This is a genomic window from Blastocatellia bacterium, from assembly GCA_025054955.1.
GTDB lineage: Bacteria > Acidobacteriota > Blastocatellia > HR10 > J050 > JANWZE01.
In genome coordinates this window covers 17,870-41,487 of record JANWZE010000086.1, presented here as the reverse complement: position 1 = coordinate 41,487, position 23,618 = coordinate 17,870, and the positions used below count along the sequence as shown (strand labels likewise).

General features: G+C 55.4%; 22 protein-coding genes. 12 read left to right on the top strand and 10 right to left on the bottom strand.

Going from position 1 to position 23,618, the window contains the following annotated elements; all coding sequences use genetic code 11:
* Positions 1 to 5: 5 nt before the first annotated feature.
* Entirely contained in the window at positions 6 to 833 is an 828-nt protein-coding gene (locus NZ823_11340) for an ATP-binding cassette domain-containing protein (GenBank protein MCS6805719.1), read from the top strand.
* 96 nt (positions 834 to 929) lie between these two features.
* Here NZ823_11340 and NZ823_11335 read toward each other — a convergent pair whose 3' ends face one another.
* Together NZ823_11335 and NZ823_11330 are read right to left on the bottom strand one after the other, a co-directional pair.
* On the bottom strand, positions 930 to 1,601 hold the full coding sequence (locus NZ823_11335; GenBank protein MCS6805718.1) for a class I SAM-dependent methyltransferase: 672 nt from the start codon (positions 1,599 to 1,601) through the stop codon (positions 930 to 932).
* Positions 1,598 to 3,127, bottom strand: a complete 1,530-nt coding sequence (locus tag NZ823_11330) for an oligosaccharide flippase family protein (protein MCS6805717.1) — start codon at positions 3,125 to 3,127, stop codon at positions 1,598 to 1,600. The genes NZ823_11335 and NZ823_11330 overlap by 4 nt, the downstream gene beginning before the upstream one ends.
* A 140-nt stretch (positions 3,128 to 3,267) precedes the next feature.
* Between NZ823_11330 and NZ823_11325 the strand changes: the two genes are divergently transcribed.
* The gene (locus NZ823_11325) at positions 3,268 to 4,143 is read left to right on the top strand and encodes a M23 family metallopeptidase (protein MCS6805716.1); all 876 of its coding nucleotides are present in this window, start codon (positions 3,268 to 3,270) and stop codon (positions 4,141 to 4,143) included.
* A gap of 421 nt (positions 4,144 to 4,564) precedes the next feature.
* Complete coding sequence (locus NZ823_11320) at positions 4,565 to 4,717, top strand: hypothetical protein (GenBank protein MCS6805715.1); 153 nt, start codon at positions 4,565 to 4,567, stop codon at positions 4,715 to 4,717.
* Positions 4,718 to 4,740: 23 nt separating this feature from the next.
* Here the strand turns inward: NZ823_11320 and NZ823_11315 are convergent, their stop codons facing one another.
* Entirely contained in the window at positions 4,741 to 5,022 is a 282-nt protein-coding gene (locus NZ823_11315) for a hypothetical protein (GenBank protein ID MCS6805714.1), read from the bottom strand.
* Positions 5,023 to 5,498: 476 nt separating this feature from the next.
* Positions 5,499 to 8,273 carry a M12 family metallo-peptidase gene (locus NZ823_11310; protein ID MCS6805713.1) on the bottom strand — a complete coding sequence of 925 codons (2,775 nt, stop codon included), beginning with the start codon at positions 8,271 to 8,273 and terminating at the stop codon, positions 5,499 to 5,501.
* A gap of 538 nt (positions 8,274 to 8,811) precedes the next feature.
* Between NZ823_11310 and msrB the strand changes: the two genes are divergently transcribed.
* A complete protein-coding gene (gene msrB, locus NZ823_11305) occupies positions 8,812 to 9,222 on the top strand; it encodes a peptide-methionine (R)-S-oxide reductase MsrB (GenBank protein ID MCS6805712.1) in 411 nt (136 codons plus the stop codon).
* 166 nt (positions 9,223 to 9,388) lie between these two features.
* Here msrB and NZ823_11300 read toward each other — a convergent pair whose 3' ends face one another.
* The gene (locus NZ823_11300; protein MCS6805711.1) at positions 9,389 to 11,830 is read right to left on the bottom strand and encodes a protein kinase; all 2,442 of its coding nucleotides are present in this window, start codon (positions 11,828 to 11,830) and stop codon (positions 9,389 to 9,391) included.
* A 22-nt stretch (positions 11,831 to 11,852) separates the two neighbouring features.
* Here NZ823_11300 and NZ823_11295 point away from each other — a divergent pair, with 22 nt between their 5' ends.
* The 3 genes from NZ823_11295 (at position 11,853) to NZ823_11285 (ending at position 13,223) form a co-directional block, all read left to right on the top strand.
* Entirely contained in the window at positions 11,853 to 11,990 is a 138-nt protein-coding gene (locus NZ823_11295) for a hypothetical protein (protein MCS6805710.1), read from the top strand.
* 518 nt (positions 11,991 to 12,508) lie between these two features.
* Positions 12,509 to 12,880 carry a fluoride efflux transporter CrcB gene (gene crcB, locus NZ823_11290; GenBank protein ID MCS6805709.1) on the top strand — a complete coding sequence of 124 codons (372 nt, stop codon included), beginning with the start codon at positions 12,509 to 12,511 and terminating at the stop codon, positions 12,878 to 12,880.
* Positions 12,881 to 12,884: 4 nt separating this feature from the next.
* A complete protein-coding gene (locus NZ823_11285) occupies positions 12,885 to 13,223 on the top strand; it encodes a DUF190 domain-containing protein (protein MCS6805708.1) in 339 nt (112 codons plus the stop codon).
* A 91-nt stretch (positions 13,224 to 13,314) separates the two neighbouring features.
* Here the strand turns inward: NZ823_11285 and NZ823_11280 are convergent, their stop codons facing one another.
* The gene (locus tag NZ823_11280; protein ID MCS6805707.1) at positions 13,315 to 14,094 is read right to left on the bottom strand and encodes a metallophosphoesterase; all 780 of its coding nucleotides are present in this window, start codon (positions 14,092 to 14,094) and stop codon (positions 13,315 to 13,317) included.
* Between the two features lie 283 nt (positions 14,095 to 14,377).
* On the opposite strand from NZ823_11280, the gene NZ823_11275 reads away from it, so the two are divergent.
* From NZ823_11275 to NZ823_11260, 4 genes are read left to right on the top strand one after another with little or no spacing between them, the layout of a single operon-like run.
* Positions 14,378 to 15,055 carry a YceH family protein gene (locus tag NZ823_11275; protein MCS6805706.1) on the top strand — a complete coding sequence of 226 codons (678 nt, stop codon included), beginning with the start codon at positions 14,378 to 14,380 and terminating at the stop codon, positions 15,053 to 15,055.
* Entirely contained in the window at positions 15,052 to 16,296 is a 1,245-nt protein-coding gene (locus tag NZ823_11270) for a glycosyltransferase family 4 protein (protein ID MCS6805705.1), read from the top strand. The genes NZ823_11275 and NZ823_11270 overlap by 4 nt, the downstream gene beginning before the upstream one ends.
* Complete coding sequence (locus tag NZ823_11265) at positions 16,293 to 17,198, top strand: class I SAM-dependent methyltransferase (protein ID MCS6805704.1); 906 nt, start codon at positions 16,293 to 16,295, stop codon at positions 17,196 to 17,198. Before NZ823_11270 ends, NZ823_11265 begins: the two co-directional genes overlap by 4 nt.
* A gap of 19 nt (positions 17,199 to 17,217) precedes the next feature.
* On the top strand, positions 17,218 to 18,399 hold the full coding sequence (locus NZ823_11260) for a glycosyltransferase (protein ID MCS6805703.1): 1,182 nt from the start codon (positions 17,218 to 17,220) through the stop codon (positions 18,397 to 18,399).
* Between the two features lie 286 nt (positions 18,400 to 18,685).
* Here NZ823_11260 and NZ823_11255 read toward each other — a convergent pair whose 3' ends face one another.
* Complete coding sequence (locus tag NZ823_11255; protein ID MCS6805702.1) at positions 18,686 to 20,731, bottom strand: hypothetical protein; 2,046 nt, start codon at positions 20,729 to 20,731, stop codon at positions 18,686 to 18,688.
* A 383-nt stretch (positions 20,732 to 21,114) separates the two neighbouring features.
* Between NZ823_11255 and NZ823_11250 the strand changes: the two genes are divergently transcribed.
* Complete coding sequence (locus NZ823_11250; protein ID MCS6805701.1) at positions 21,115 to 21,972, top strand: class I SAM-dependent methyltransferase; 858 nt, start codon at positions 21,115 to 21,117, stop codon at positions 21,970 to 21,972.
* A 142-nt stretch (positions 21,973 to 22,114) separates the two neighbouring features.
* On the opposite strand, the gene NZ823_11245 is transcribed toward NZ823_11250, so the two are convergent.
* Genes NZ823_11245 through NZ823_11235 form a run of 3 tightly spaced genes read right to left on the bottom strand, consistent with a single transcriptional unit; the run spans position 22,115 to position 23,569 of the window.
* Positions 22,115 to 22,696 carry a PEGA domain-containing protein gene (locus tag NZ823_11245; GenBank protein MCS6805700.1) on the bottom strand — a complete coding sequence of 194 codons (582 nt, stop codon included), beginning with the start codon at positions 22,694 to 22,696 and terminating at the stop codon, positions 22,115 to 22,117.
* A 45-nt stretch (positions 22,697 to 22,741) separates the two neighbouring features.
* Entirely contained in the window at positions 22,742 to 23,350 is a 609-nt protein-coding gene (locus NZ823_11240) for a TlpA family protein disulfide reductase (GenBank protein ID MCS6805699.1), read from the bottom strand.
* A gap of 9 nt (positions 23,351 to 23,359) precedes the next feature.
* Entirely contained in the window at positions 23,360 to 23,569 is a 210-nt protein-coding gene (locus tag NZ823_11235) for a DNA gyrase inhibitor YacG (GenBank protein ID MCS6805698.1), read from the bottom strand.
* Positions 23,570 to 23,618: the final 49 nt, after the last annotated feature.

Below are 23,618 nucleotides of genomic sequence, written 5' to 3'. Positions count from 1 at the left end.
CACGTATGAGTGTGCAGTCGCCCCAAGACGGTTTGCTCGCGCCGGCGATCGAATTCCGTAATGTTTCAATCTCGTTCGACGACAACGTTGTGCTGGATCGAGTCAGCTTCAAGGTGCTTCCAGGACAGATGCGCATCATCCTTGGGTTGGCTGGGTCCGGTAAATCCACACTGTTGCGCCTGGCCATTGGTCTATTGAAACCGGACGAAGGAGAGATTTTCATCAACGGTCAAGAGATCACAAGAAAATCTGAAGATGAGCTCCTGGAGCTACGACAACACGTCGGCATCGTCTTTCAGGAGGACGCGCTATTTACCTCGATGCCGGTGTGGGAAAACGTCGGCTACCGATTGCTTCAACAAGGAGAACCTGTCGAGCAGGTACGATCACAGGTGGCACGTGTGTTACGCTTGATCAACCTCGAACACGCAATTGATATGATGCCCGCCGAACTGTCCGGTGGCATGAGTCGCCGCACGGCGCTGGCTCGCGCGTTGATCGGCCAACCCAAAATCATTCTCTATGATTCCCCTTGCGCCGGCCTTGACCCGGTCAACGAGAAAAGAGCCCTGCGAGTGATCATGCAATTGCGCGACCTGAATGAGACGACTTCTCTGTTCGTCACGCAAAACATGGACGAAGTCAAATATCTCTGCTCAGGCATCTACCGTCGCACGAACGATGGCCGGATTGTCTTTGAGCGGGAGAGGAAGGACTTCTGCCTGATCCATACGAAAATCATGTTGCTCTCTCAAGGTCGCATCCTGATCGAGGCGCCCGATGAATTATTCTGGACAGCCCACCAACAGGCCGTTCGCGAGTTCCTCATATAGAGATTGTTTGTTCGGGTCAAGCATCCCGGCTTACAGCTAACCGACGTCACACCATCAATCGCAGGCCGCAGAGCGGCAGGTCATCTGTGGGCTGATTCATTTTCGCGCTACGATCAGCAGATTCAACGCATCGCCTGTGTCACGCCAACGGCGATCAGCCCAACCGAACAACAGATTGACCAGTGGGATGAGCCGATGCCAGCCACGCCGGCCTATCAGCGTGTTACAAATTGCCTGCCCAACCAACGCCCACGCTGCGCCCTGTTGTTTGACCAGCACCGGCGCCAGTCCAGAAGCTTCCACCAGGTGCCTCAACCCATACGGCGTGAAACGATAATAATCATGCGGGACCTCATGCAATCGCCAGTATTGCGGCGCTGTGAGAATTAGATGTCCACCTGGCTTGAGCACACGATTAATTTCCTGAAGTAGGCGATCCGGCTCGGGGACATGTTCGATGACTTGCGTGGCCAGCACCGTCTCAAACGAAGCTGAGACAAACGGCAACTCGAGGGCAAGCCCAACCACATCCGGCTGACTGTAGTGTGCATCAGGATCAATACCGATATGCGCCTCCACACACGAAGCAAACACATCTCGATAAGGTTGATTGCCGCATCCCACATCGAGCAGTCGCCCGTTGGCAAAGCGACGACATTCGATCAAATCGGCAATCATTTCGCGCCTGGCCAAATAATCAGCATCGCGCCAGTGCACGTGCGCGCGCCGGATGCGTTCCATTGGCCGATCCGGATAGGAACCTGTCACCTGCTCTCTCCTTTTTGCGCCGTCATGATGGATTTCACCAACCGAGCTTCCTGTTTGATCTCTTGCAGGAAGCGTCCCCGTTCCAGCACGGTCATCACAAGCAGGTACTGGATCAACCCCAGCGCCACCACGCCCGCCAGTGATGTGAGATTTGTGATCCACAGGCGTCCAAGGCCCCACGTCATCACGCCGGCCATGATCCCTGCGATGAGCGGACGGCCTATAGCGTAGCCCAGGTTCAGCGAACTCCGGCGACCAAATGCCCACAACAACCAGATCACCGGCAGCCCAACACCCACCGCATACGCGATGGCGACTCCATTGAATCCCCACAGGCGAGTCAGCACCAGTGCCAACACCCAATCAACGGCCGTCCAAGCGACAAGAATGCGCAAACTGGTCGTCACCTGACCTGTCGCATTCAACACACCAATGAACGGCGTTGTAATGTTCCCGCCCAACATGCGAACGGTGAGCATGTAGAAAGCGAATGTGGCCGGCGCCCATTTATTGGTGAAGACAAACTGAATGATCCACGGGATCAGCGCCGCCCCAATGGCCAACGTGGGAACCGTGGCCAGCATCAAATAGCGCAGCATTTTTTCGACTGCTGGACCGATGCGCTCCGGCTGCTGTTGTATCCGCGAAACCGTCGGAAAACTGACGCGCGTGACGATCTGCGTGAACACCTGACTGGTCAAATAAGCGGTTCGTTCAGCCCATTGCAAGTAGCCCACCGCCGTCAACCCGAATAACGGCCCGGCCAGCAGCGACGGGATATTATCGCGTAGCAGCGATGTGAAACCGCCCAGTTGATACAATCCACCAAACCTCAGCGCTGACTTCAAGAACGCATTGTTCCAGCAAAACCCAACGCGCCATGAGGCATGTCGGAACAATAATCCGCCACGAATGAGCTCATTGAGAAGGGCTGCCACAATGAAGCTCCAAACACTGAATCCCAATAAGGCTAACGTGACCGCGCAACTATGAAACGCCAGCGTGGCAATCACATCAATCCTGGCGATCACGTCATAAGCCAGCCGGCGCTCCAACATCACATGGGGCATTGATCCGAGCAATCCGATAAACAAAATCAATGAAAGGCCGCGAATGACCCATGTCATGCGCGGGTCCATCTGATAGAGCCTCGTGAGCGGCTCGGCCAATAGATAGAGCAATGCGACGGTGACAGAGACCAGCGCCAATTGAAATGTAAATATCGTGTTCCATTCGTGCTGACGCGGTTCATCCGGCTGCTGGATCAAGGCGGCAGCAAATCCCATGTCCCTGAACCCGACGATGATCGAAATCCAGAAACTGGCAACGGCATAGAGGCCAAAGTCGCTCGGCTGCAAGAGCCGCGCCAGCCAGATGCTGGCGGCAAAACTGACCGGCATCACGATGAACTGGCGAAGCAGCATCGCCACAACGCCTTTGATGGTTCGATCCCGCACGGGAACAAACGGCGGCGGCGTTACTTCAACGTCGGGCTTGGCCATGATCGAGGCCAGAGTGTAGCTCAAAAATTCATCTCCCGTTAGCCCGATCGCATCTCATCGGAAACAAAATCTTAGCTTGCCACCATCAGATTTTTGTGTTAATTTGCCGGCTCAAAAATAAAAATTTGTTTTAGGTACGAGGTTTGTAACCTAAGGGGGAGACTATGCGTGAGGGTAATCAGTTTTACACACTCATCATTGCACCGACAACGAGTTCCCGTTTCTATAAGGTTATCCTTCATTATCGGCACGTGTATGCCATTATTCTTGGCAGCCTAGCCGGCCTTTCGTTGCTCGTGTTCACCTCCATCTGGGTGTTCAAACAGGCGGCACTGCTTCTGAATTATCATCGCATACAGAGTGAAAACAAAATTCTCAAACAGAAACAGTCCGTGATGCTCGAACAATTGCAAGCTCGCTTGACATCTGTCGAAGCTCAATCGCAACAACTACTGCACACAGCTCAGGAAATAGGGCTTCATCTGCCCATAAATACCCAGAGCAATACCACGAGCACATTGGAAGGCGTGGGCGGGCCTCATCAACTGGAGGTGCTGTCAAAGCGGCTGGATCGTGTTTCATTCAACATTCAACTTCTGCGGGACAACCTGAACGAAGAAAAATTGCGACTCGCGACGACGCCAACGGGTTGGCCGGTGGTGGGGCGCTTAAATTCCGGCTTTGGGATGCGGCGTGATCCGTTTGGCGGCGGCTATCAATTCCACTCTGGCATTGACCTTGGAGCCAATCACGGTCTTCCCGTCTACGCTACGGCCGCTGGCGCAGTCACCTTCGCCGGTTATCAGGGCGGCTATGGGCAACTCGTTGTCATTGACCACGGACGCGAGATCGAAACTTACTACGGCCACCTCTCACGCATTGAGGTGAGAACTGGTCAGTACATTCAGCAAGGTGAACAAATCGGACGTGTCGGCAGCACGGGTCGCTCAACCTCTCCTCACGTCCACTACGAAATCCGCATCAAGGATCGGCCCGTTAACCCACTCACGTTCGGCGCTACGTTCAGCGCAGTTCCCTAGCCCGCATTGGCCGGATTCACGCATCTTGACTGCGCGCTCTGCCGAAATGTTTAGAACAGACACGGGACCCCTCTATGAGGCAACCGGTGATGGCTCGTGTGAGTGGCGACAACCGTCTTCTTGCTGCCCGTGATTCTGCATGTGATAACCGGTCACTTGCCTGAAAATCCTCTGAGAATGTTTGGCACAGGCGCTGGCGCCTGTGCGCCATTTTCATGCTTCGTGGCGTGCAGTCGCATAAGGGCGATTCCCTTGGGGATGGAACACAGGCGTTCCCGGCTGTGCTCTATCCTCATCGTTTCTGGGCGTCGGCTGAGCAACACGAACAACTCCTCTTTGAAAATTCTGAGGCATCCGATCACAGTCTAGCTGCATCTGAGCAATCGGTTTTCCAACCAAAACTCAATCAGGGAGTGACGAAGTGACAATTCGATTGATCAAGAAAAAGGACCAAGCACAAGCGAAAGCCCCTGAGGTGGACAAGGTTTACGATGAAAAAGAGCTGCAACGCATGGCCGACCGATTAGCCAAAGCATGGAAGGTGGATCGCGGCAGCCGGTTGCGGGATAAGTAAACCGAATCGCGTGAGCGAATCTCTCACGGGTTCGTCTCTATTTCATCGAAATCATCACGTAGGCATAATAATCGGGAACGAGTGCGCAGAAAACTAGCGCACGCCAAAAAACCTGCGGCGGTGAACATCATCCAGAGAGGCGAAAACAACAGCAGTCTTGGTCGCCAAAACGCGCTCAGCAGGACAATCAGGTTGAGACTGCCAATGACGAACGCAGCTATCGCCAACGCGCCATAGAGCCAGATACGTCGCGTCAAGGCTGCATAACGACGTTTTGCCTGTGCTTCCATAATCAACTGTGCCATCAGCCAGCTCCGCACGGCTGAAATGCTTTATTAAAAGCTCGTCTATGATACTCACTGAGCCTCGAGGTAAACAAGCGCAGTAATACGAATAGTCCGAGAAAGGCCCTATGTGAGCCGGGAGTCAGGAGCCAGAAGCCAGGGGCATCATACCAATCGTTCAGAGAAAGGTCGTGTTTGACGAAGTGACATGGAGAGCGAAGTAGAACGTCTCAAGCGGCCGTCTCTGATTTCTCCTCTAAATAACCATTTTCATGCTTCGTGGCGTGGCTCACGCATATAAGCGATTTCCGTGAAAATCATTTCCTCACGGAGACACCAAGAACACAAAGACCGGCCAACTGAGCCTCTCCGTGCTCTCCGTGTCTCCGTGTGAGTCCTTGAATTTGCACACTCGGAACCCAGCGCAATCAGCAATCCGGTTGGTCTGCGCAGGTGGCACAACACAGTCAGCCAACCTGCCAGACCAACTAGGCAGCCTATCGCCGGATGATGCGGATACCCAGTTGCGCTTGAATGAGGGGGTCACGCAGATCGCGTCGCAATTGATCCAGCACTACCCTCAATGCCGGACTCGCCTGTGCCCTGTAGGCCAGCAACAAACGATCTGTTTGCTCCAGCTCTGTCATTGTGACTTCGGCCTGCCCCATCTCCACCAATGACTCAATAATCGGTCTGACACGCACCAACCAGTCTTGCGTCGCCAACAACACACTCGGACTGGAGATCATGATCCGCGTCAGCTCAGGCGAAAACTGATAGAACAGATCGGTGTATCGCAACCCGATTTCACTCTGCGACAGAACGCCATCGCGCAGTTGATACAACAGCCTCAGCAGCGATGGCGCATCGGCTCGACCTTCAACTGCTCGCGTGGCTGCGCAGCCGCCGGGCGGTGGTGGTGGCGGTGGCGGCGGCGCATCCTGGATGGTGAAGCTGTTGTTGCTCGTGTCATTGATCGCCGCGTTGCCGGCATCGGAAATCCTGACCCGGGCTTGCGTCGTCGCTGGTCCAGTCACCGTCCATGACTCTGATCCATCATTGGGCGTGCTGGTGAACAACGTGGAATAGGTGCTGCCGCCATCACGCGACAATTCAATTCTCACATTGGCAATCGAACCAGTGCTTGTCCAACTGATCGTTTGAATCGTTCCAACCTGCCATGTTTCGCCGCCGTTAGGCGCGGTCACTGTGATTGTCGGCGACGGTCCACCGCCAATGGTGAAATTGACATCGCTCACATCAAAGAAGATATTGCCGACTGCTTCGACCTTAATGCGCGCGGTGGAAGTGGTGATGGAAGGCAAGGTGACTGCCTGTGAACCGTCGTTCGGCGTGTTGGCCGCCAGCACCGTCGGAAACGTATTGCCGCCATCGGTTGAGAGCCGTATGGTCACATTGGCTGTATTGACCGGCGGCGAGGACGTGTTGGCCACATTCCATGTGACGGTCTGGGTGGAACCCGCCGGCCAGGTTAGATTCGTGTTGGGCTGCGTGACTTGAAATGGGCCAGCCGCCGTGGTCGAGGTGATTTGAGTCTGCGCGGAGGCAACGCCGCCGCCACCGGCGCGATTATCGCGTACCACAATCTGGAAGTTCATCGTGCGACTGGTCGAGGGTAGGATTTCGCCAGTCATGCAATTGCCCGTCCCGCATGGATAGCTGGCTGGCGGCACGTTGGCATTGTTCAAAATGTATTGCAGCGACGGGAACGTTCGAGAGGGAGTCTCCACCGCGTCGTAGGTGCGGAAAATCGGACTCGACCCGTTATCGGTGAGCGGAAAACCTTGCGCCGGTCCGAGGTCATATTGTTCCCAGCTATACGTCAACGTACCTGAACCGCCGCCGCTGCCTGTCAATGTGAACGGCGTTTGAATGGGAATGGTGAAGCTTCCGCCGGCATCAGCCGTGGGCGCCGGATGACCCGTCGGGATATTCACCGAACATGTGGCCGAAGCCAACCGCGCCACGATTTCCTCCAAACTCTTTATGTGAAAGATGGCCATGCTATTGGGCTGCAGATTGGTGTTCCCACAGATGCCAGCGTAGGCCATGATCGTTGCGCCACTGCCTGGTTCGTAGGCCGCCGAAGAAACGCGGTTGCCAGAGCATGAACTCACATTGCTATTGAAAGTATGGTTAGCGCCATACTGATGTCCCATTTCATGGGCCAAGTAATCAATGTCGAACGGGTCGCCAACCGGCGGACTGAGACCAGTAACACCGCGAGCCTTGCTGCCGTTGATGCAGATCACGCCGAGGCCGGCAATGCCGCCACCGGCCGTATCAACAACGTGGCCGATGTCGTAATTGGCGCTGCCGATCACGGTATCCAGATTGGTTTGATTCTGGTTAATCATCGCGCCGGGGTTGCCATGTGAATAGGGATCAGGATGTGTTGTGTAGATGATGTTCGCATTGTTAGGAATCAATATCATGCGCACGCCGACGTCCCGCTCGTAAACGCCATTGACCCGTGTCATGGAGGTATTGATAGCCGCCAGCGCCCCAGCGACTGTGCCGCCGTGAAACTGCGTGTATTCGACCGTGGCGGCCATAGCCAGACGGAACGTGCGAAGCGTGCCGCCATTGCTCACGGTTTCTCGCGGCGGTGCAGCAGCCGGCTGGTCGGCTTCTTCAAAAAAACACTGAAACGGCGCTCCCTGTTTGCGGTAATCTCGCTTGTAGTAGCTGACGTAGTGCTCGATGTCACGATGGGCATAGGGATCAATATAAATGGCATCGCGTGGCGTCAAAATCTGCGCGTGAAACCCGAAGATTGTCCAATCCGCGCGCAAGGTGGCCGTCGGGTCATCAATGCCCTGCCCGATGTAGGATTTGATTTCGGGAAATTGCGCGGCCAGTTCCGGCGCCATGATGGATGACTCTTCGATATGAAACCGCGCGTCTGTCCCATCGGGCAAGGGCAACGTGATTATCACAGAGAGATTCCGCGCCTCGGCGCTGAACTCTTTAGGAATTGTCTGTTGCAGTCGTTTGAATGCGTCCACATTGAGTCGCACGAGACGGTACGTTTGCGGCACAATGCGTCGCTCCACTGGCCCTTTGCTGAACGCCAGAACGTCCGCTTCATCGGCGTCCTGCCAGAGGCCATCGTCTGTGATGTGTTTTATCTTTTGAGTCGGCGAAGGATTGGTTGAGGAAACAGCAGCATTTGCATTTCGATATAAGATAACCACACCGGCGATCAAAACCACGATCACCAAGCAGAATACCCATCTGATGATTTTCATGATGAAGACCTCCCTCTCTCAGGAATGACGTTGCCCATTGAGCCTCACTGCACATCATGGGAGTTTGCACCTTAGCATAGGTATGTCAACATTTCAACCAAAAACCAGACTATGCCTCAACGGAAGATCAATAAACCTCTTCAAATGATCACCGACATGCAGGTCACAGTTCGTTCGATTAACTGACCCGAAGAATGCAGCGCGGACGAAATCATCATCACCGCTGATGGACACGGTTGCGCCCGTTGCCAGCTTGTGCTGCCTGGAAAGCCAGACGGGCCCCCGCCCGCTTGTTGACACACCGACGCCACAAATGCTCGATACACCTCAGTTGCCGGTGGGTGAGTTCACATCTTACCACTGCCTCAATCACGGCAAACGTGCTAAACTTGCCACGTTCCAGTTGCAATGAGTCAGCAAGGAGAGCATTATGCAATTACGTTTACTGTGGCTCGCCGCGAGCCTCATCATGGCCGGTTGCGCGCAGTTTGCGTCACCGGATCATTCACCAGCGATTGCTGAAGCACAAAAAAGAAAAGTGACATCCAAGGAGAAAGTTGTGAAGACAGAGCAAGAATGGAAACAAATTCTAACGCCTGAACAATATCACATTCTGCGCGAGAAAGGCACAGAACGAGCCTTCACCGGCAAGTACTGGAATAACAAGGAACCGGGCACGTATGTCTGCGCCGGCTGTGGGCAGGAGCTCTTCAGCTCGAAGACTAAATTTGATTCGGGCACGGGCTGGCCGAGCTTCTATGACGTGATTGATAAGAGCAGGGTCGAATTGAAAGACGACTACAGCTATGGCATGCACCGCATTGAGGTCGTGTGTAGCCGCTGCGATGGTCATTTGGGGCACGTCTTTGATGATGGTCCTCGACCGACCGGCCTGCGTTATTGCATCAACTCGGCCAGTTTGGATTTTAAGCCAGCAGAACCGAAGTAGCCGTCGTGCCTGGCAGTTCCCGGACGTGTCTGGCTCTCTTCGGTGGAGGCGTTTGCCGGCATTACTTGGTGATGGGCCTTCTCAGCATGAATAGGTGGAGGGCGATTGTGCCCCCAGATGCTGTGCGTTCAGCTAACGGCGACGGTAGCGACCGACACTGACCAGTTCATGCCAATCCCATCCTGTTGAGCAACTGAATAAATCTCGGCTCATCGCGCAAGCCGTCCCACGTAGCATGAGCATTGAGATTGACCATCAGCCAGTAGCGTTCCTCGGCTGCCTCGTACAATTTTTCCAGGGCGCGATCCTTATCATCCAGTCCAGCATAGATCAACGCAAATTCGTATGGCGAGACGTAGCACCGATGAGCGATCTGTTGTAACTCGTCAAGCGCCTGCTGGGCCTTGTCCTGCCAACCGATCAACCCGTAGGCGCGCCCCAGATCAGCCAGCATGCTGACGTTCCCGCCCGATGCGCTCACGGCTCGCTGATACTGGCCGACGGCTTCTTCCATCATCCCTTTTTGCTCATAGGCCCAGCCCAGCACGCGCAGCGCCGGCGGGAAATTCGGGTCCATTTCCAGTACACGGCGGAGCGGCTCAATCGCTTGATCGTATTGCCGTCCATAGTAAAACACGAGCCCAACGGCGGTGATGATCATTAGTGAGAGCGGGTCTAGTTCGAGCGCTCGTTTGATTTCCGTTAAAGCCTCATCGAATCGGCTCATGGCTGACAAATACTCGGCGTACCATTGGTGTGCTGTTGGATAGTTAGGATTGTACTGGATGGCTTGCCTGAATCCTTGTTCAGCGCCGGGCCAATCCCAATCATAAAATGTTTTTGCCAGGGCAAGCGAGGCATGTGCCTCAGCTAAACGCTCATCCAGAGCTAATGCCTGTAGCGCCGCCGCCTTGGCCTGCCGAAAGGCGTCGCTCGACGGGTCGGCGCCGGTAATAGCCAGGATATTGTAACAATCAGCCAGACCAGCATAGGCCAGCGCGTAATTAGGATCAGTGGCGATCGCCGACTGAAAACATTCGATACCCTTGCGAAGCCCTTCTTCGGTTCGCTTATTCCAATAGAATCGCCCTTTGAGATACAAGGTGTAGGCTTCGAGGTTGTGGGTCGAAGGTTTCATCAATTGCGTAGCTTGTTCGGTCGTGAGCTTGAGTTTGAGTTGTTCAACGATCTTCCCGGCGATCTCATCCTGAACGGAGAAGACGTCGGCCATCTCGCGATCATATTTTTCCGACCACAAGTGATACCCATCCGCTGCGTTGATGAGCTGGGCTGTAATGCGAATGCGCGAACCTGATTGCCGGACGCTGCCTTCGAGCACGTGCGTCACGTTCAGTTGTTCAGCCAGCTCGCGGATGTTATGGGCGACACCTTTATATTGAAAAGACGAACTGCGTGAGACGACGCGCAGTCCATCAATCTTGGCCAGCGCATCAATCAGCTCTTCGGTCATGCCATCGCAGAAGTATTCGTTCTCCTGATCGGCGCTCATATTGACGAACGGCAACACAATGATCGAAGGCGCGGTGTGCATGAAGGTCACAGCGGCCTGAGTCGTCTCGATGGTCGGTTCCGGCAACTGATCGGCAGCCGCCTGGGTCACGCGCAAGCCCGATCTTCCCATTCGGCTCGATGTCGCGCCCGAACGCGATTCGCGATTGAGAAACCGTTTGACCCAACGTCCGACGCCGCCAAGCGCTGACTGCCGTTGAGGCACCACATACGGCACAGAGACGCCGTCAGGAATGCCCACGCTACGCCCATAGGTCTGCGCCACGGCGCGCAACTCCTCAACCACTTGTTGCATGGATTGGTAGCGCTCGGCCGGCGCTTTGGCCAGCATTCGATCAATGATGGCTACCAGTGGCGGCGGAATGCTTTTATTCAATTCGCTGACGGGACGATGCCGCTCATTGATGACAGCGTTCATGGTCTCAATCGGGGTTCTTCGCTTGAACGGACTCTGTCCAGTCGCCATCTCATAGAGGACAACACCAAACGAAAAGATGTCGCTTCGATGATCAACACGTTCGCCACGCGCCTGCTCCGGCGACATATACGACGGCGTGCCAAGCGAAGCGCCCATCCGCGTCAATTCCACATCCGACGGACTCCGCTTCTCGGAGACAATCTTGGCCAGTCCGAAATCCAAGACTTTGGCTTGCCCGCGCGGCGTGACAATGATGTTCGCAGCTTTGATGTCGCGGTGCACAATGTGGTGAGCATGCGCCGTGGCCAACGCATCAGCCACTTGCAAGCCAATAGACAACAGACTGTCAAGACTCAACGGCCGGCCGTCGAGCAACCGCGACAGCGTCTGTCCCGGCACATACTGCATGGCGATGAAATGCTGATCCTCCGTTTGCCCGATTTCATAAATGGTGCAAATGTTCGGATGATCGAGCGACGAGGCTAACTGCGCCTCTCGAAGGAATCGCGCGCGGGATTCCCGGTCGGCAGTCAGATCAGGAGCGAGCAATTTCACCACTACATCCCGGTTCAAGGTCAGGTCGTAGGCCTTGTACACCGTTCCGCCACCGCCCCGCCCCAGCTCTTTTTCCAAACGATAGTGGGAAACGATCCTGTTCATAATCCAACACACAGGCATTGTAATGATTGGCCTGACCAATTGCAATCAACGCAGTAGTCCTGCTTCACCGGCAGATGCGCTGGAGCACAGCCGTATCGAGACGGATCGCGCATCTGCCGGATTGGTTCATCTGGCCGGCGGCGCCGTCTTGATAGAATGAACTGCTTTCACGGATGAGAAGTACCCACGATTCTCTATCCGTTGGAGCTTTTCATCGGGTGGCGCGGATTTCAAGAGAAATCGCTCGCGTTGCCAAGCACGCCACGAACGAGGACAGAGACGTAGCGCAAGTTGCCAACTTGCGCCACACCGATTCTCCGAGGAATCGCCGATGTGCTATCGCACGCCACGAACCATGAAAAAACAAATCTTTCGGGAGATTCGTGTGTTTCGTGGGCTATTTTCAAGGAAATCGCTCCTATGAAACAGCACGCCACGAACGATGAAAAGACATTCTTTCGTGAGGTTCGTGTGTTTCGTGGGCTATTTTATTTTCAGAGGAGTTGTTCATGTCGTGCGGGACGACACGAGAGAAACGATGAAAACGCCACAGGCAGGAATGCCTGTGCCACTCTTTCAGAGGAGGGCAAAACCGCGATGACTTGTCTCTGCTGAACTCGCTGGGATAAAATCCAGGCTCCACCACGTAACGGGAGAGAATCGAATCTGACTAGGATATTGCTTGTCGGCATCGGTGGGTTCATCGGCTCAATCTTGAGATACGTCGTGAGCGGCTTCGTTCAAGACTGGGCGAAAAACATTCTATTTCCGCTGGGCACGCTGGCCGTCAATCTGACAGGCTGTTTTGCGATCGGTCTCTTATTTGAATTGGTTGAGGCGCGTGGTCTGTTCACGGCTGAGGCGCGAGCATTCGTGTTCATTGGCGTGCTTGGCGGCTTCACAACGTTTTCAACGTTTGGCAACGAAACGATCAACCTCTGGCGCGACGGCGAGAACTCTTATGCCTTGATCAACATTGCAGCCCATGTTTTGGTTGGGCTGGCGGCCGTATGGGGCGGGCGCGCGCTGGCGCATACAATTTGGGGATGACAGCATGATGCTTCCACAAGAAGGTTACTTGCTCCGCATTTTTATCGGTGAAAGTGATAGACGGCATGGTCAGTTGCTTTATGAATGGATCGTACTACAAGCCCGCGAACGTGGATTGGCCGGCGCGACGGTTCTGCGCGGGATCATGGGCTATGGCGCGCACAGTCGCATTCACACGTTCAAAATCGAGCGTCTGTCTGAAGACATGCCCATCATCATCGAGATCGTTGACACGCGCGACAAGCTAGAAGCCTTCCTCGACCTGATTGACGGTGAAATTCAGGAAGGACTGGCCACGCTGGAGAAAGCACATATTCACTTCTATCGCAGTGGAACATCCTGAGGGTTGAAAAGGAACGATAGCCCCAAACGGCGATTTGCTCCGTCAAGCTGCCGACTCCAGCGGCAACCGCTCTGCCACACACGTTCAAACCTCAAGGAGTTGGGCCGATGGTGATCACAGCTACTTCGGGCCGGCAAAAAAACCTTACATTCACCACGGCCGTCCCGACGCCACGGCTCACGTACAGACGTGATCCATTCCGTTCATACCAGCCTTCGGCATAAGGTCCACAACCAGGGGGCAACCACAGCGGCGGCAACAGAGGCAATCGTACTTGCCCGCCATGCGTGTGGCCGGCTAACGCCAGATGACATTGGCCTGCAACTTGATCGAAATAAGCCGGCGAATGAAACAGAGCGATGGTGAATACATCTGCCGGACGACCATTGAGCGCCGCCTGCATATTGGGCCGCCCGGCTGATAGGTCGTCGAAACCGGCCAGCCATACATCGCCCCGCACAAGCTGACCTCGATTGAGCAGCAAACGAACGCCGGCCGCCTCATAAAATGACGGATTCATGGGCGCGCCTTCCCAGTGCTCCCAATTCCCAAACACGAACCAAATTCCTAATGGCGCGTCAAATTGTTCAAGCACGCGGCTCAAACCTTCCGGCGTGTACCCCCTGATGACGGTGTCGCCTGTGATCACGATTATGTCAGGCTTCTCGGCGCGGAGAATCTCCACCAACCGCCGCTCGCGGCGACCAACATCGCGCGCGTGAATATCGCTCAGGTGGACGAGCTTCAACGGCGACGATAATGGGGCGCTGATTCGATGATGCGTCACTTCGATCCAGTACGGCTCAATCCAGACCGCATAGACTACGATCGCTCCGCACAGAAGCGCTCCCATCGCTGAGAACATGTTCATTTTCCAACGACTCATCATTAAAAAGCTGGTTGAGTTTACGTCACGCGCTTGAGCCGATCAAGCATCACACCACGACTTAGATAATTCCTATTTAATTCCTATTACCTTCGAGAGCGCCGTGATCAGTTGCCTGTGGCTTGTTCATGTTGCGTCTTACCCATCCGCAATTCGCCGTCGGCAATACGCCGTCGGCAATCGGTATAATCCTTGATGTCTCCTTCGTGGTATAACTCTTGATGCCCCTTTGTGGAACGTATATACTGCCCGCCGTTGTAGCGAAAGTATGAATGTCACATTAGATGCTGTTGAAGTTCGCGTCCTGGGGGCGCTGGTCGAGAAAGAGATGACCACGCCTGAATACTACCCGCTAACAGTCAACGCGCTCATCGCAGCGTGCAATCAGAAATCAAATCGTCATCCGGTGACCTCGTTTGACGAAACGACGGTGCTAGCCGCCCTTGACCGACTACGCGAAAAAGAGTTGGCCTGGACGACCACCAGCGAAGGTCGCGTTCCGAAAATCAAGCACCGACTGGCATACGCATTCAGCTTATCGGCTGCCGAACTGGCTGTCTTATGCGAATTGATGCTGCGCGGTCCGCAAACACTGGGCGAGCTGCGTGGGCATGCTCAGCGACTCTTTCCATTCAAGGAATTGAATGACGTGGAAATGACGCTCCATTGCCTCATCAACCGCGATGAGCCGTTGGTCGTCAAGCTGCCTCGTCAACCAGGACAGAAAGAATCGCGGTATGCTCATCTCTTATCCGGCGAGCCAAGCTTTGACAAAGAGGAACGAGTCACTGGCGCGGAAGCGATGAGGACTGCCGTTCTGGTTGATGATGATCGCATCATCAAACTGGAACACGAGATTCAGGCGCTGCGACGCGCGCTCGAAGAATTAACCGAGCAACTCAACGATTTTCGCCGGCAGTTGAACGAAGAAGAACCACCCACATGAGGGCTCCACAGCCACGCGCACTGATGATCTCACCGGAGTTTCCTTACCCGCCCATCAGTGGTGGCACGCAACGGAGCTTCTATCTGCTGCGCGCGCTCACCGAACGCTATCGCGCCGACTTGTTGACATTCAGTGAGCAACCGCAGCCTGAAGCAGAAGCGGCGCTCGAAGCGATGGGCGCGCGTGTCCACGTCATTCGCTTGCCCTATCATGCAAAGACCCTCGGCGCGTTCATCCGGAGGAATCTCTCACGCGCTCTCCGGGGCGTCAATCCGTTGATGGATCGCTTCTCCGAGCGACCGGTCCGTCACGCTGTGCGTCATCACCTGCAAACAAATTCGTATGACCTCATTGTGCTGGAGCACTCCTGGATCGCTCATTACATTGACGACATCCGCGCTAGCCCGAATCGCGCCGCGCTCTCGGTGCTGGATGCTGTTGACGTGAACTCAAACCTCTGGCGCCAATACTATCAGCAACCGGCGCGTTGGTATCACAAACCGGCGCTCTACCGCTACTGGCGCGCCGCCGAGAAACATGAACGAACCTATCTGCCCCGCTTCGATGTGGTGCTCGCCATTTCCGCATCGGATGCTGCTGACATTCAACGCCTCGCGCCTCAGACGACCATTCTGCGAGTTCCCAACGGCATCGAAGTGGACCTGTCCAAGCAACCGGCATCTGCCGACCGATTGCCGATTATCGGCTTCATTGGCTCGCTCGACTATCCGCCCAATGCGCTCGGTCTGGGATGGTTCTTGACGGAGATTTGGCCCCAGATCAAACCACGCGCTCCCCATGCTCAATGCTTAATCATCGGGCGCGGCGCTCCACCAAAACTGGTTCAACAGTGCCAGAGCGATGAGCAAATTCGCGTGGCGGGCTTTGTGCCTGATCTGGCGCCTTACCTAAATCGAATTGCCGTCATGGTCGTCCCACTGCGACATGGCAGCGGCACACGCATCAAAATCCTGGAGGCATGGGCGCATGGTATCCCTGTCATCTCAACATCGAAAGGAGCTGAAGGGCTCGATTACACGCACATGGAAAACATCTGGATTGCTGATACGCCGAATGATTTTGCCACGGCCGTCGTCTATTTGCTCTCGGATGCGACTCTGCGCGAGCGCCTGAGCAGAGCCGCTTTTCAACACGTGCAGCAATATGCTTGGAGAGCGATTGGACAACACCTGGTGGATCAACTCGACCACTATCAGGTCAACCGCCCGGTGCGACAATGAGCTGCGCTGTCTGTCTGGAACATCAACCTCATCACGTGTTGCACAAGAATGGATACGACATCGTCCGCTGCCAACGCTGCGGCTTCATCTACGTCCATCCGCCACCGAGCGCCGAATGCGTGATGGCGATTTACCAAAATCCTAATTACTTTCACAGCGCCGATGCGCACGGCTACGCTGACTACGCAGCCGAGCGACCCTGGATCGAGCAGCAAGCCTCAGCTCGATTAAGCTTGTTGGAGACCTACTGCCGGCCTGGCCGATTGCTCGATGTAGGCTGCGCAGCCGGCTATTTCTTGCATGTGGCTCAGACGCGCGGCTGGTCCGTTGAGGGCGTGGAAATCGCTCCGGCCGTCGTCATGACGGCTGAAGCGTTGCTGGGGCAACCGATTCACTCAAGCCTCGACGCTTTTGCTGCTGAATCAGACCTCTTCGACGTCATCACCATGTGGGAATATATTGAGCATGTGGTGGACCCGCGCCGTCAATTGCAACAAGCGCATCGGCTGCTCAAACCGGGCGGTTTGCTGGCCATCTCTACGCCCAACACCGGCCATCTTCGCGCCCGGCGGCAGCCCGACCAATGGCGAGAATTTAAGCCGCCTGAGCATCTGAGTTTTTTCACCGCCGAAACGTTGACGCGATTGCTTCGCGCATGCGGCTTTCAGCCTGTGTTGCTGACGTTCATTTCACCGGATATTCACCTGCCCGGACCACTGCAAGGCTGGCTGGAGCGGCTGCGCCAGCAGCTTGGCGATGTTCATACAAAACGCTCGCCTTTTTGGTGGATGTATTCAATCACTCGCCGCATTGCCCTGATGCCAGCTCAACTCTATCACACACTGCTGCATGCGCCGGCTGACTACTGCTTGGGAATTGAAGTCTACGCCAGAAAAGCATAACGATCATAAGGTAGTGAGCGTGACGCAGGAGCAACAACGAACAACTGAGCGCGAACGCATTCGCCTTACCTACTTCAGCGACGCGCACGAGCTGGGCGGCGCCGAAGAATACCTCTACTTGCTCATCAGTGGGTTGGATCAACGCCGGTACGACATTCGATTCGTCTGCGTTGATGAGCAGGCGTTGGCTCCGTTGCTCGACCGGATGGCTCAACTTGGCATCCAGGTTCACGTGCTTGAAACGGGCAAGGCAAGCCGCGCCGGACGGTTTGACTCTCGCCAGCTCATCAGCCTGATGCAACATCTGCGCCGGCACCCAACAGATATTCTCCACGTCAACATGCCTGACCCCTACTCCTGCCGATTCGCCATCATCGCTGCCAAATGGGCTGGCGCCCCTGTGATCGTGACTACCAATCATCTGCCGACCCTCGATCCACGTCGTTTTACCTGGAAAGGACAGGCCATGTTGCTGCTCGCTCAACAGTACATTGACATGACGATTGTTGAATCAGAATTGAACCGGCAAGTGGCTTTGAAGCATTACAAGCTTGATCCACATCGCACAGTGACGATTTATCACGGCATTGATTTACGACGATTCGATGCAGGAGTGGATGATCAACAGACGCGATGCGCGCTCGGTTTGACATCCGGGGACATGGTTATTGGCGCTGTGGGACGACTCACCGCTCAGAAAGCATACGATGTTTTGCTGGCAGCAGCCGCCATTGCTAGAAAGGAATTTGCTTCGCTCAAATGCGTCATTGTCGGCGATGGCCCGATGCGCGGGGCGTTGCAGCGGCTAGCCCGTGAGCTACATCTGACCGAGGAGGTGATTTTCACTGGCTATCGGCGGGACGTTCCGGCGTTGCTTCGTATATTCGATGTTTTTGTCTTGCCTTCGCGGTTTGAAGGATTGCCGCTCTCCATCTTAGAAGCGATGGCTGCCGGCAAGCCGGTCATTGCCAGCGCCGTTGATGGCATCCCCGAAGTCGTTGTAGATGGCGAGACGGGACTGCTCATTGCACCGAACGAGCCGCAGGCGCTCGCCAACGCGATGCTCCGGCTCGCGCGCAATCCACTTGAGGCGCAGATAATGGGGCAGGCCGGTCGCCGCCGCGTTGAAGCCCTATTCAACCAAGAACGGATGGTGACAGAAACAGAGCGTCTCTATCAGGCCCTGCTTCAGAGTAAGTAGACGGCTCCCTAAGGAGATGGACAAAAGGTCTGGGAGATTTTGCAGGGACGGGACGTTTTGGCGTGCGGTGACGTGTCACCGCTTTCCGGTCAAAGCTGCGACACGTCGCAGCACTCGAAAAACGCCACGAACTTTTGTCACGTTACTTAGAATGAGCACAGAGCGCGGGTCGGACTGATCCGGTCAATCCGCGCGACCCGCGCTTCAATCAGATCATCGCCAGCGTCCTTCGCTCCCGCAATGACCGCCGCTGGAGTTCAGTCTGCGCAACCCGCGCTTCAGCAGGTTATCGCTGCGGTTTCGGTGGGCACTTAGGCGCATTGGGATCAGGCGGGCGCGGCGGGACGATGCGGAAGCTACAATTCGACGTATCTGAAATCTGTGGACGACTGCGACTGACCACACGCACTTTAACACAATCGCTCGGTGGGAAGTTGAGACCTAAGCGAAAATCTCCATTATTGGCAGCCTGCGTGCAGCGCACGTCGTTGCACAAGACGCGCCAACTGATCCCGTTGTCGAACGAAATATCAATGCGCACCTGGCTGCCTACATCATTACCTTCAGAGATCCAGACCAAGCGCGTTTCCTGACCGACCTGAAACTCTTCGCCGCCATCAGGCATCAGGATTCGAATCCGACCTTGATTGGGAATGCCGATGGAGAAAGTGCCATCACTGACATCCGCCACATTGGGATTATACTCACTCACGACGCCGACCTTGACCGCTTCCGACAAACGGAACGGCACCGTCCAGACCATCAAGCCCGTGTTTTCCACGCCACTAAAGAGCGTTTCTTGAACGACCGGATTCTTGGTGTAATCGAACAAGACAATGCGCACCTTTGTGCCCGCGCGAAGCTTTTGCGAACCCCACACGATATTGACGCGATCACCTGGCCGAAACACTTCGCCGCCATTGGGCGCGACAATTTGAAGCGAAGCGCCAGAGGCATCGGGCACAAAGTGAATGCCGCACGTGCCCGCGCTTGAAGCCGAGAGAGCCAAGTCGCCGCCTTGTGGCATCAACGGGGCCCAATCTTCCCAGGTGAGCGACCGTTTGGCGCGTTGATCAATGACGAAAAAGTCGCTGTCATCGAATATGCGATGATCCAGACTGCTGGAGACTCTGATCTTGTAGAATCCTGGCGTGCGCTGCCCAACCTGCCAGGAGCGTTGCCTGGCCAATACGTCTTCGCCATCGAACAAACAAAAGACTTCTGAAGGTTGCGTGGCCGAATCGGTAAACCGCAATAATTCGATGCGCACATCGCCGACCAACCGTTCGGCATCCCAGCGAATGATCCGTTCCTCTTGATCGCGCCAGATCTCACCGGACGATGGTGAGGTCACACGAATGGATTGCAATGCCCGGCTGATACTAAATTGCACTTCGTTGCTGCTGGCCACTTCTTGCCCATTGATGGTGGCCGAGACTTTGATGCGAGCCGGTCGCCGCTCCGATCCCATCATCGGTTCCTGGCCTTCCGACAACCTGACTTTCCAGCAGAATTCACCCGTGTTGGGCACGCCGCCGGGAGGCGTCAACGGAATGCGGGTGGCCAATACATTGACGCGGGCGCGAACCATCAGATTGCCGGAAACCTGAAATCCATTGGGATCAGGAAACGTGGCATCACGAAACTGGTCTCCACCTCGGTCCGCAATGAAGGTGCGGCGCTGCGTATTATCGCGATCAATCGGATAAACGAATCCACCTGTCGGTGCCTCAATCAAATAACCGATGTAGAAATCGCCCTGCCGTAAGGTGGGCAGCGTGGCTTGCTCAACGCGAATCTCGGTGAAGCTGCCGCTGGTTCGGACACGCGCCGGCTGGGTCAGAAATCGTTGCGGCGATGGCGGCGAGCCGCTGCCTTGCTCGTCGGCGAAATAGTAGAGCGTGATGTCGCGTTCACGTTCAGGTTGCCCTGTGATCGCCGGCACAAGCACGCGGATCGCTTCCAACGTCGCCGGATAGCTCGGCGGCGTGATCCGCAACACCACAATCCGATCACCTTGATCGAATGACAAATCTTGCTCGCCATCATCCAGCAGCAGTTCCTGTGAACCGGCCTCGCCCAGTAATTCCACCGTTATTCTCACATCAGACAACGAACCATGCGACGGCGAAAAATTCGTTGCCCATCGAATGGATTGCGACGTGCCAATAGGCCAATCATCGCCACTGAGCGGAGCCCCGATGATGATCCTATTTTGATCTTGCGCCGGCGCCTCATCAGTTAACCAGACGAGGTCTGCGCCAAAGACGAACACACAGGCCAGCGCAATACCTGTCACTTGAACGATGGTGCTGAGCCGAGATCGTGCCATACTACTTGCATCTCCTCCAAGTCATGTCACTCGTTGACACGCGGAAAGTGTAGTGAAGTTCCCTCGAAGACTCAAGATGGCAGACAGCGCGCCAGAGATCGCAAACGTGTGAGGCTCTGGCTCATCGCTGCCAGGCGTGCAAGAGGTGGCGCACAAGCAGCGTGTCTTTTCACGAGACGATTTTGGCATTATGCGGACAAGGTCTATCGAATGCGGCGTTGTGGCTTGTTCTTCCCGCCGTCTTTTCCTTCAAGGCCCCGCCCCTCGGTTGCCTGCGTTGGTACTCAAAGCCTACGAGTCTTGAATCTCGTCCCAGCGTGCGATACAACTGTGCCGTGATGATTCGGCCTTGTGACCTCTGTGGCAGCACTCAGGCGAGGCTTGTGCTCACCTGCGAACGACTCGACGGCCCGCTGGTGCGTTGTCAACAGTGTGGCTTGATGTATGTCGGGCAGCGGCGCCACGATTTCACCTTCGCTACGACGGACCAAGGAAAGTCGCGGGCGCTGGCCGCGCGTGTTGAGGCGCTTGGCCTGGTTGACGCATCAGTTGAAGCGGCTGAAGGGCCTTGGCGAGAAAAGCTGTTTGCTGATCGGCTGCGGCGGTTACAACGGTTCATCCGGCATGGCCGCCTGCTGGAAATCGGCTGCGCCACAGGCGAATTCCTACAATTGGCGGCGCAGGCCGGATTCCAGGTGGCCGGCGTCGAGCCTGATCCTCAGACCAGCGCCCTGGCCCGCGACCGCCATCGGCTCGATGTCACAACAGGCACACTGCCCGAAGCAGCTTACCCGGCCAACCGGTTTGATGTAGTGGTCATGCTCCACGTGCTTGAGCATCTGGATTCGCCGCGTCAAACGTTGCACGAGGTTCATCGGCTGCTCAACTCCGGCGGCATCCTACTCATCGAGACGCCTAACATTCAAACGATTTGGTTTCGACTCTTAAAGACGCGGTGGCGACAGTTGATCCCTGACCACTACTTCTTTTTCACGCCGCACACGTTGAGTCGCTTGCTGGAGCTGACAGGCTTTCGCCCGCTTCAGATCACATCTGTTGGCAAGCCCATGAGCGTCCGCTTGTTCACAGACCGTCTGAGACGAATGAGTCCTCCGCTCGGCAAAATCCTCACGCATCTCATACACGCTCTGCGCCTACAAGATCGAACACTTCACTTAAACCTCGGCGACATCATGCTAGCGTTTGCTCAGAAGACACCATCAACGATCATCGAGCCTTGATTCCGTATGGCGCACGTTCACTAAGAAGCCAAGAGCGCAAAGGACTTCATTGATCAGGGAGCGAGTGCTCTGGCTGCTCTGCTTCCGACACAGGGATGCTCGTCGGCGATTTTCGCAAACAAACTACTCCCTGAAGATCGGTCTACGACAAGTGTCTCCGCAGTTGGGGAGTCGTGGCCTGTTGTTTGAGAAACCGGCGAATGCTTTCACGAAGCTTGCCGATCATCGGGTCAGAGGGGTCCAATTCCTGAAGCTGATTCAGGTAATACCAGGCGCTAGCATTTTCCGGCACGATAAAGTCGCCGCGCTTGAGCGCCTCTTCGATCTGTCGTTTTAGTGTGCGAATCCGTTCAGCCTTCTCCTGTCCGGCGAGCATCGCCGCTGTAGGCACTAACCCAAATGTGTACTTGTTACCGGTGAGCGAGCGTGCTTCGGCAAAGATACGGCGACTCACTACCTGGTAGCCATCCTTGGAGATGATGATTTCGTGTTCACCTTCCGGGAGCAAGTAACGAATCGGTGTTTGACCAATCGTCGTGCCGTCAATTTGAACGGTGGCGCCATCGGGATCGGTGATAATTTCAATGACCGCTCGCTCTTGGTCGGGAACTGTCAACAGGAGACCAATGCCGCCCAACAGCAGCGCCATGAACACCGCAGCAAGCGTCAATTGCGAGAGCCAGCCGCGCGGCTCAGTCGGCAGTTTGAATTTTCCCAATCGCATCGCTTTGTACTATAACACTCGCGCTTCCCGTCCGACAAGACCACCTCACAGCAAGCGTGTAATCAGGCTTTCCAAGCGGGGTGGATCACGACGTGGATCAAAACCGACCAGGTGCGCTTGCAATCGTCCTTGCCGGTCAAACACCAGTGATTGCGGAATGGGCTGCTGACCAGGGCCAACATAGGCTTCCAGCAGTTCCTGTGAGCTGAAGCCCACCGTGTACCCCATGCGGAACCGCTCTTTGAATCGTTGCACTTTGTCTCGGTCAGCGCTTGGGTCTTCAACAGATAAACCGACTACCTCGACGCCTTGTTTGCCATATTTCTCGGCGAGGCTGGCCAGGTGCGGAATCTCGCTCCGACAACTGGCGCACCACGTCGCCCAGAAATTCAGGATGACAACTTTTCCTTTTAGCTCGCTTAGTCGTAACGGTTGGCCATCCAGCGTTCGCGCCGGCAAATCAGGCGCGGCGCGAGCCACCCCAATCGTTCCCGGCAATCCGTCAACCATTGCCCGTGACGGCGCGAACGAGGATTCGCGGCTGAAGATCAAATATCCAGCCGCAGCAATCATGCCCACCACCACGATGGCCGCGAGCCATCGGGTCGAGGTGGATGAACGTGACTCTAACGCTCGACGCTCCGATTGCATCATAGCCCTGCCTCAATGAATCAATGAGGAATCCACATCCGACTGCTCCTTGCCGGGGACATCCGACGAACTTGCCCGTTCACCGGCAATCACATATTGACCATCGGCCCACTTGCCTAAATCAATCAGCCGACATCGTTCAGAACAAAACGGGCGAAACTGGTTGCCTTCCCAGGGTGTTTGCTTGCCACATTGAGGACAGCGAACTTGCATACAGGGCATCTAATGATAGCTCATCGGCGGGAATGTCGAAAGGGAGCAAACTTGTGGG

Bases quoted from the DNA above. Each gene is read 5' to 3' on its own strand.
- NZ823_11340 (MCS6805719.1), top strand. From the start codon at position 6: ATGAGTGTGCAGTCGCCCCAAGACGGTTTGCTCGCGCCGGCGATCGAA.
- NZ823_11325 (MCS6805716.1), top strand. From the start codon at position 3,268: ATGCGTGAGGGTAATCAGTTTTACACACTCATCATTGCACCGACAACG.
- NZ823_11315 (MCS6805714.1), bottom strand. From the start codon at position 5,022: ATGGCACAGTTGATTATGGAAGCACAGGCAAAACGTCGTTATGCAGCC.
- NZ823_11310 (MCS6805713.1), bottom strand. From the start codon at position 8,273: ATGAAAATCATCAGATGGGTATTCTGCTTGGTGATCGTGGTTTTGATC.
- NZ823_11300 (MCS6805711.1), bottom strand. From the start codon at position 11,830: ATGAACAGGATCGTTTCCCACTATCGTTTGGAAAAAGAGCTGGGGCGG.
- NZ823_11295 (MCS6805710.1), top strand. From the start codon at position 11,853: ATGATTGGCCTGACCAATTGCAATCAACGCAGTAGTCCTGCTTCACCG.
- NZ823_11285 (MCS6805708.1), top strand. From the start codon at position 12,885: ATGATGCTTCCACAAGAAGGTTACTTGCTCCGCATTTTTATCGGTGAA.
- NZ823_11280 (MCS6805707.1), bottom strand. From the start codon at position 14,094: ATGAACATGTTCTCAGCGATGGGAGCGCTTCTGTGCGGAGCGATCGTA.
- NZ823_11275 (MCS6805706.1), top strand. From the start codon at position 14,378: ATGAATGTCACATTAGATGCTGTTGAAGTTCGCGTCCTGGGGGCGCTG.
- NZ823_11270 (MCS6805705.1), top strand. From the start codon at position 15,052: ATGAGGGCTCCACAGCCACGCGCACTGATGATCTCACCGGAGTTTCCT.
- NZ823_11265 (MCS6805704.1), top strand. From the start codon at position 16,293: ATGAGCTGCGCTGTCTGTCTGGAACATCAACCTCATCACGTGTTGCAC.
- NZ823_11255 (MCS6805702.1), bottom strand. From the start codon at position 20,731: ATGGCACGATCTCGGCTCAGCACCATCGTTCAAGTGACAGGTATTGCG.
- NZ823_11245 (MCS6805700.1), bottom strand. From the start codon at position 22,696: ATGCGATTGGGAAAATTCAAACTGCCGACTGAGCCGCGCGGCTGGCTC.
- NZ823_11240 (MCS6805699.1), bottom strand. From the start codon at position 23,350: ATGATGCAATCGGAGCGTCGAGCGTTAGAGTCACGTTCATCCACCTCG.
- NZ823_11235 (MCS6805698.1), bottom strand. From the start codon at position 23,569: ATGCCCTGTATGCAAGTTCGCTGTCCTCAATGTGGCAAGCAAACACCC.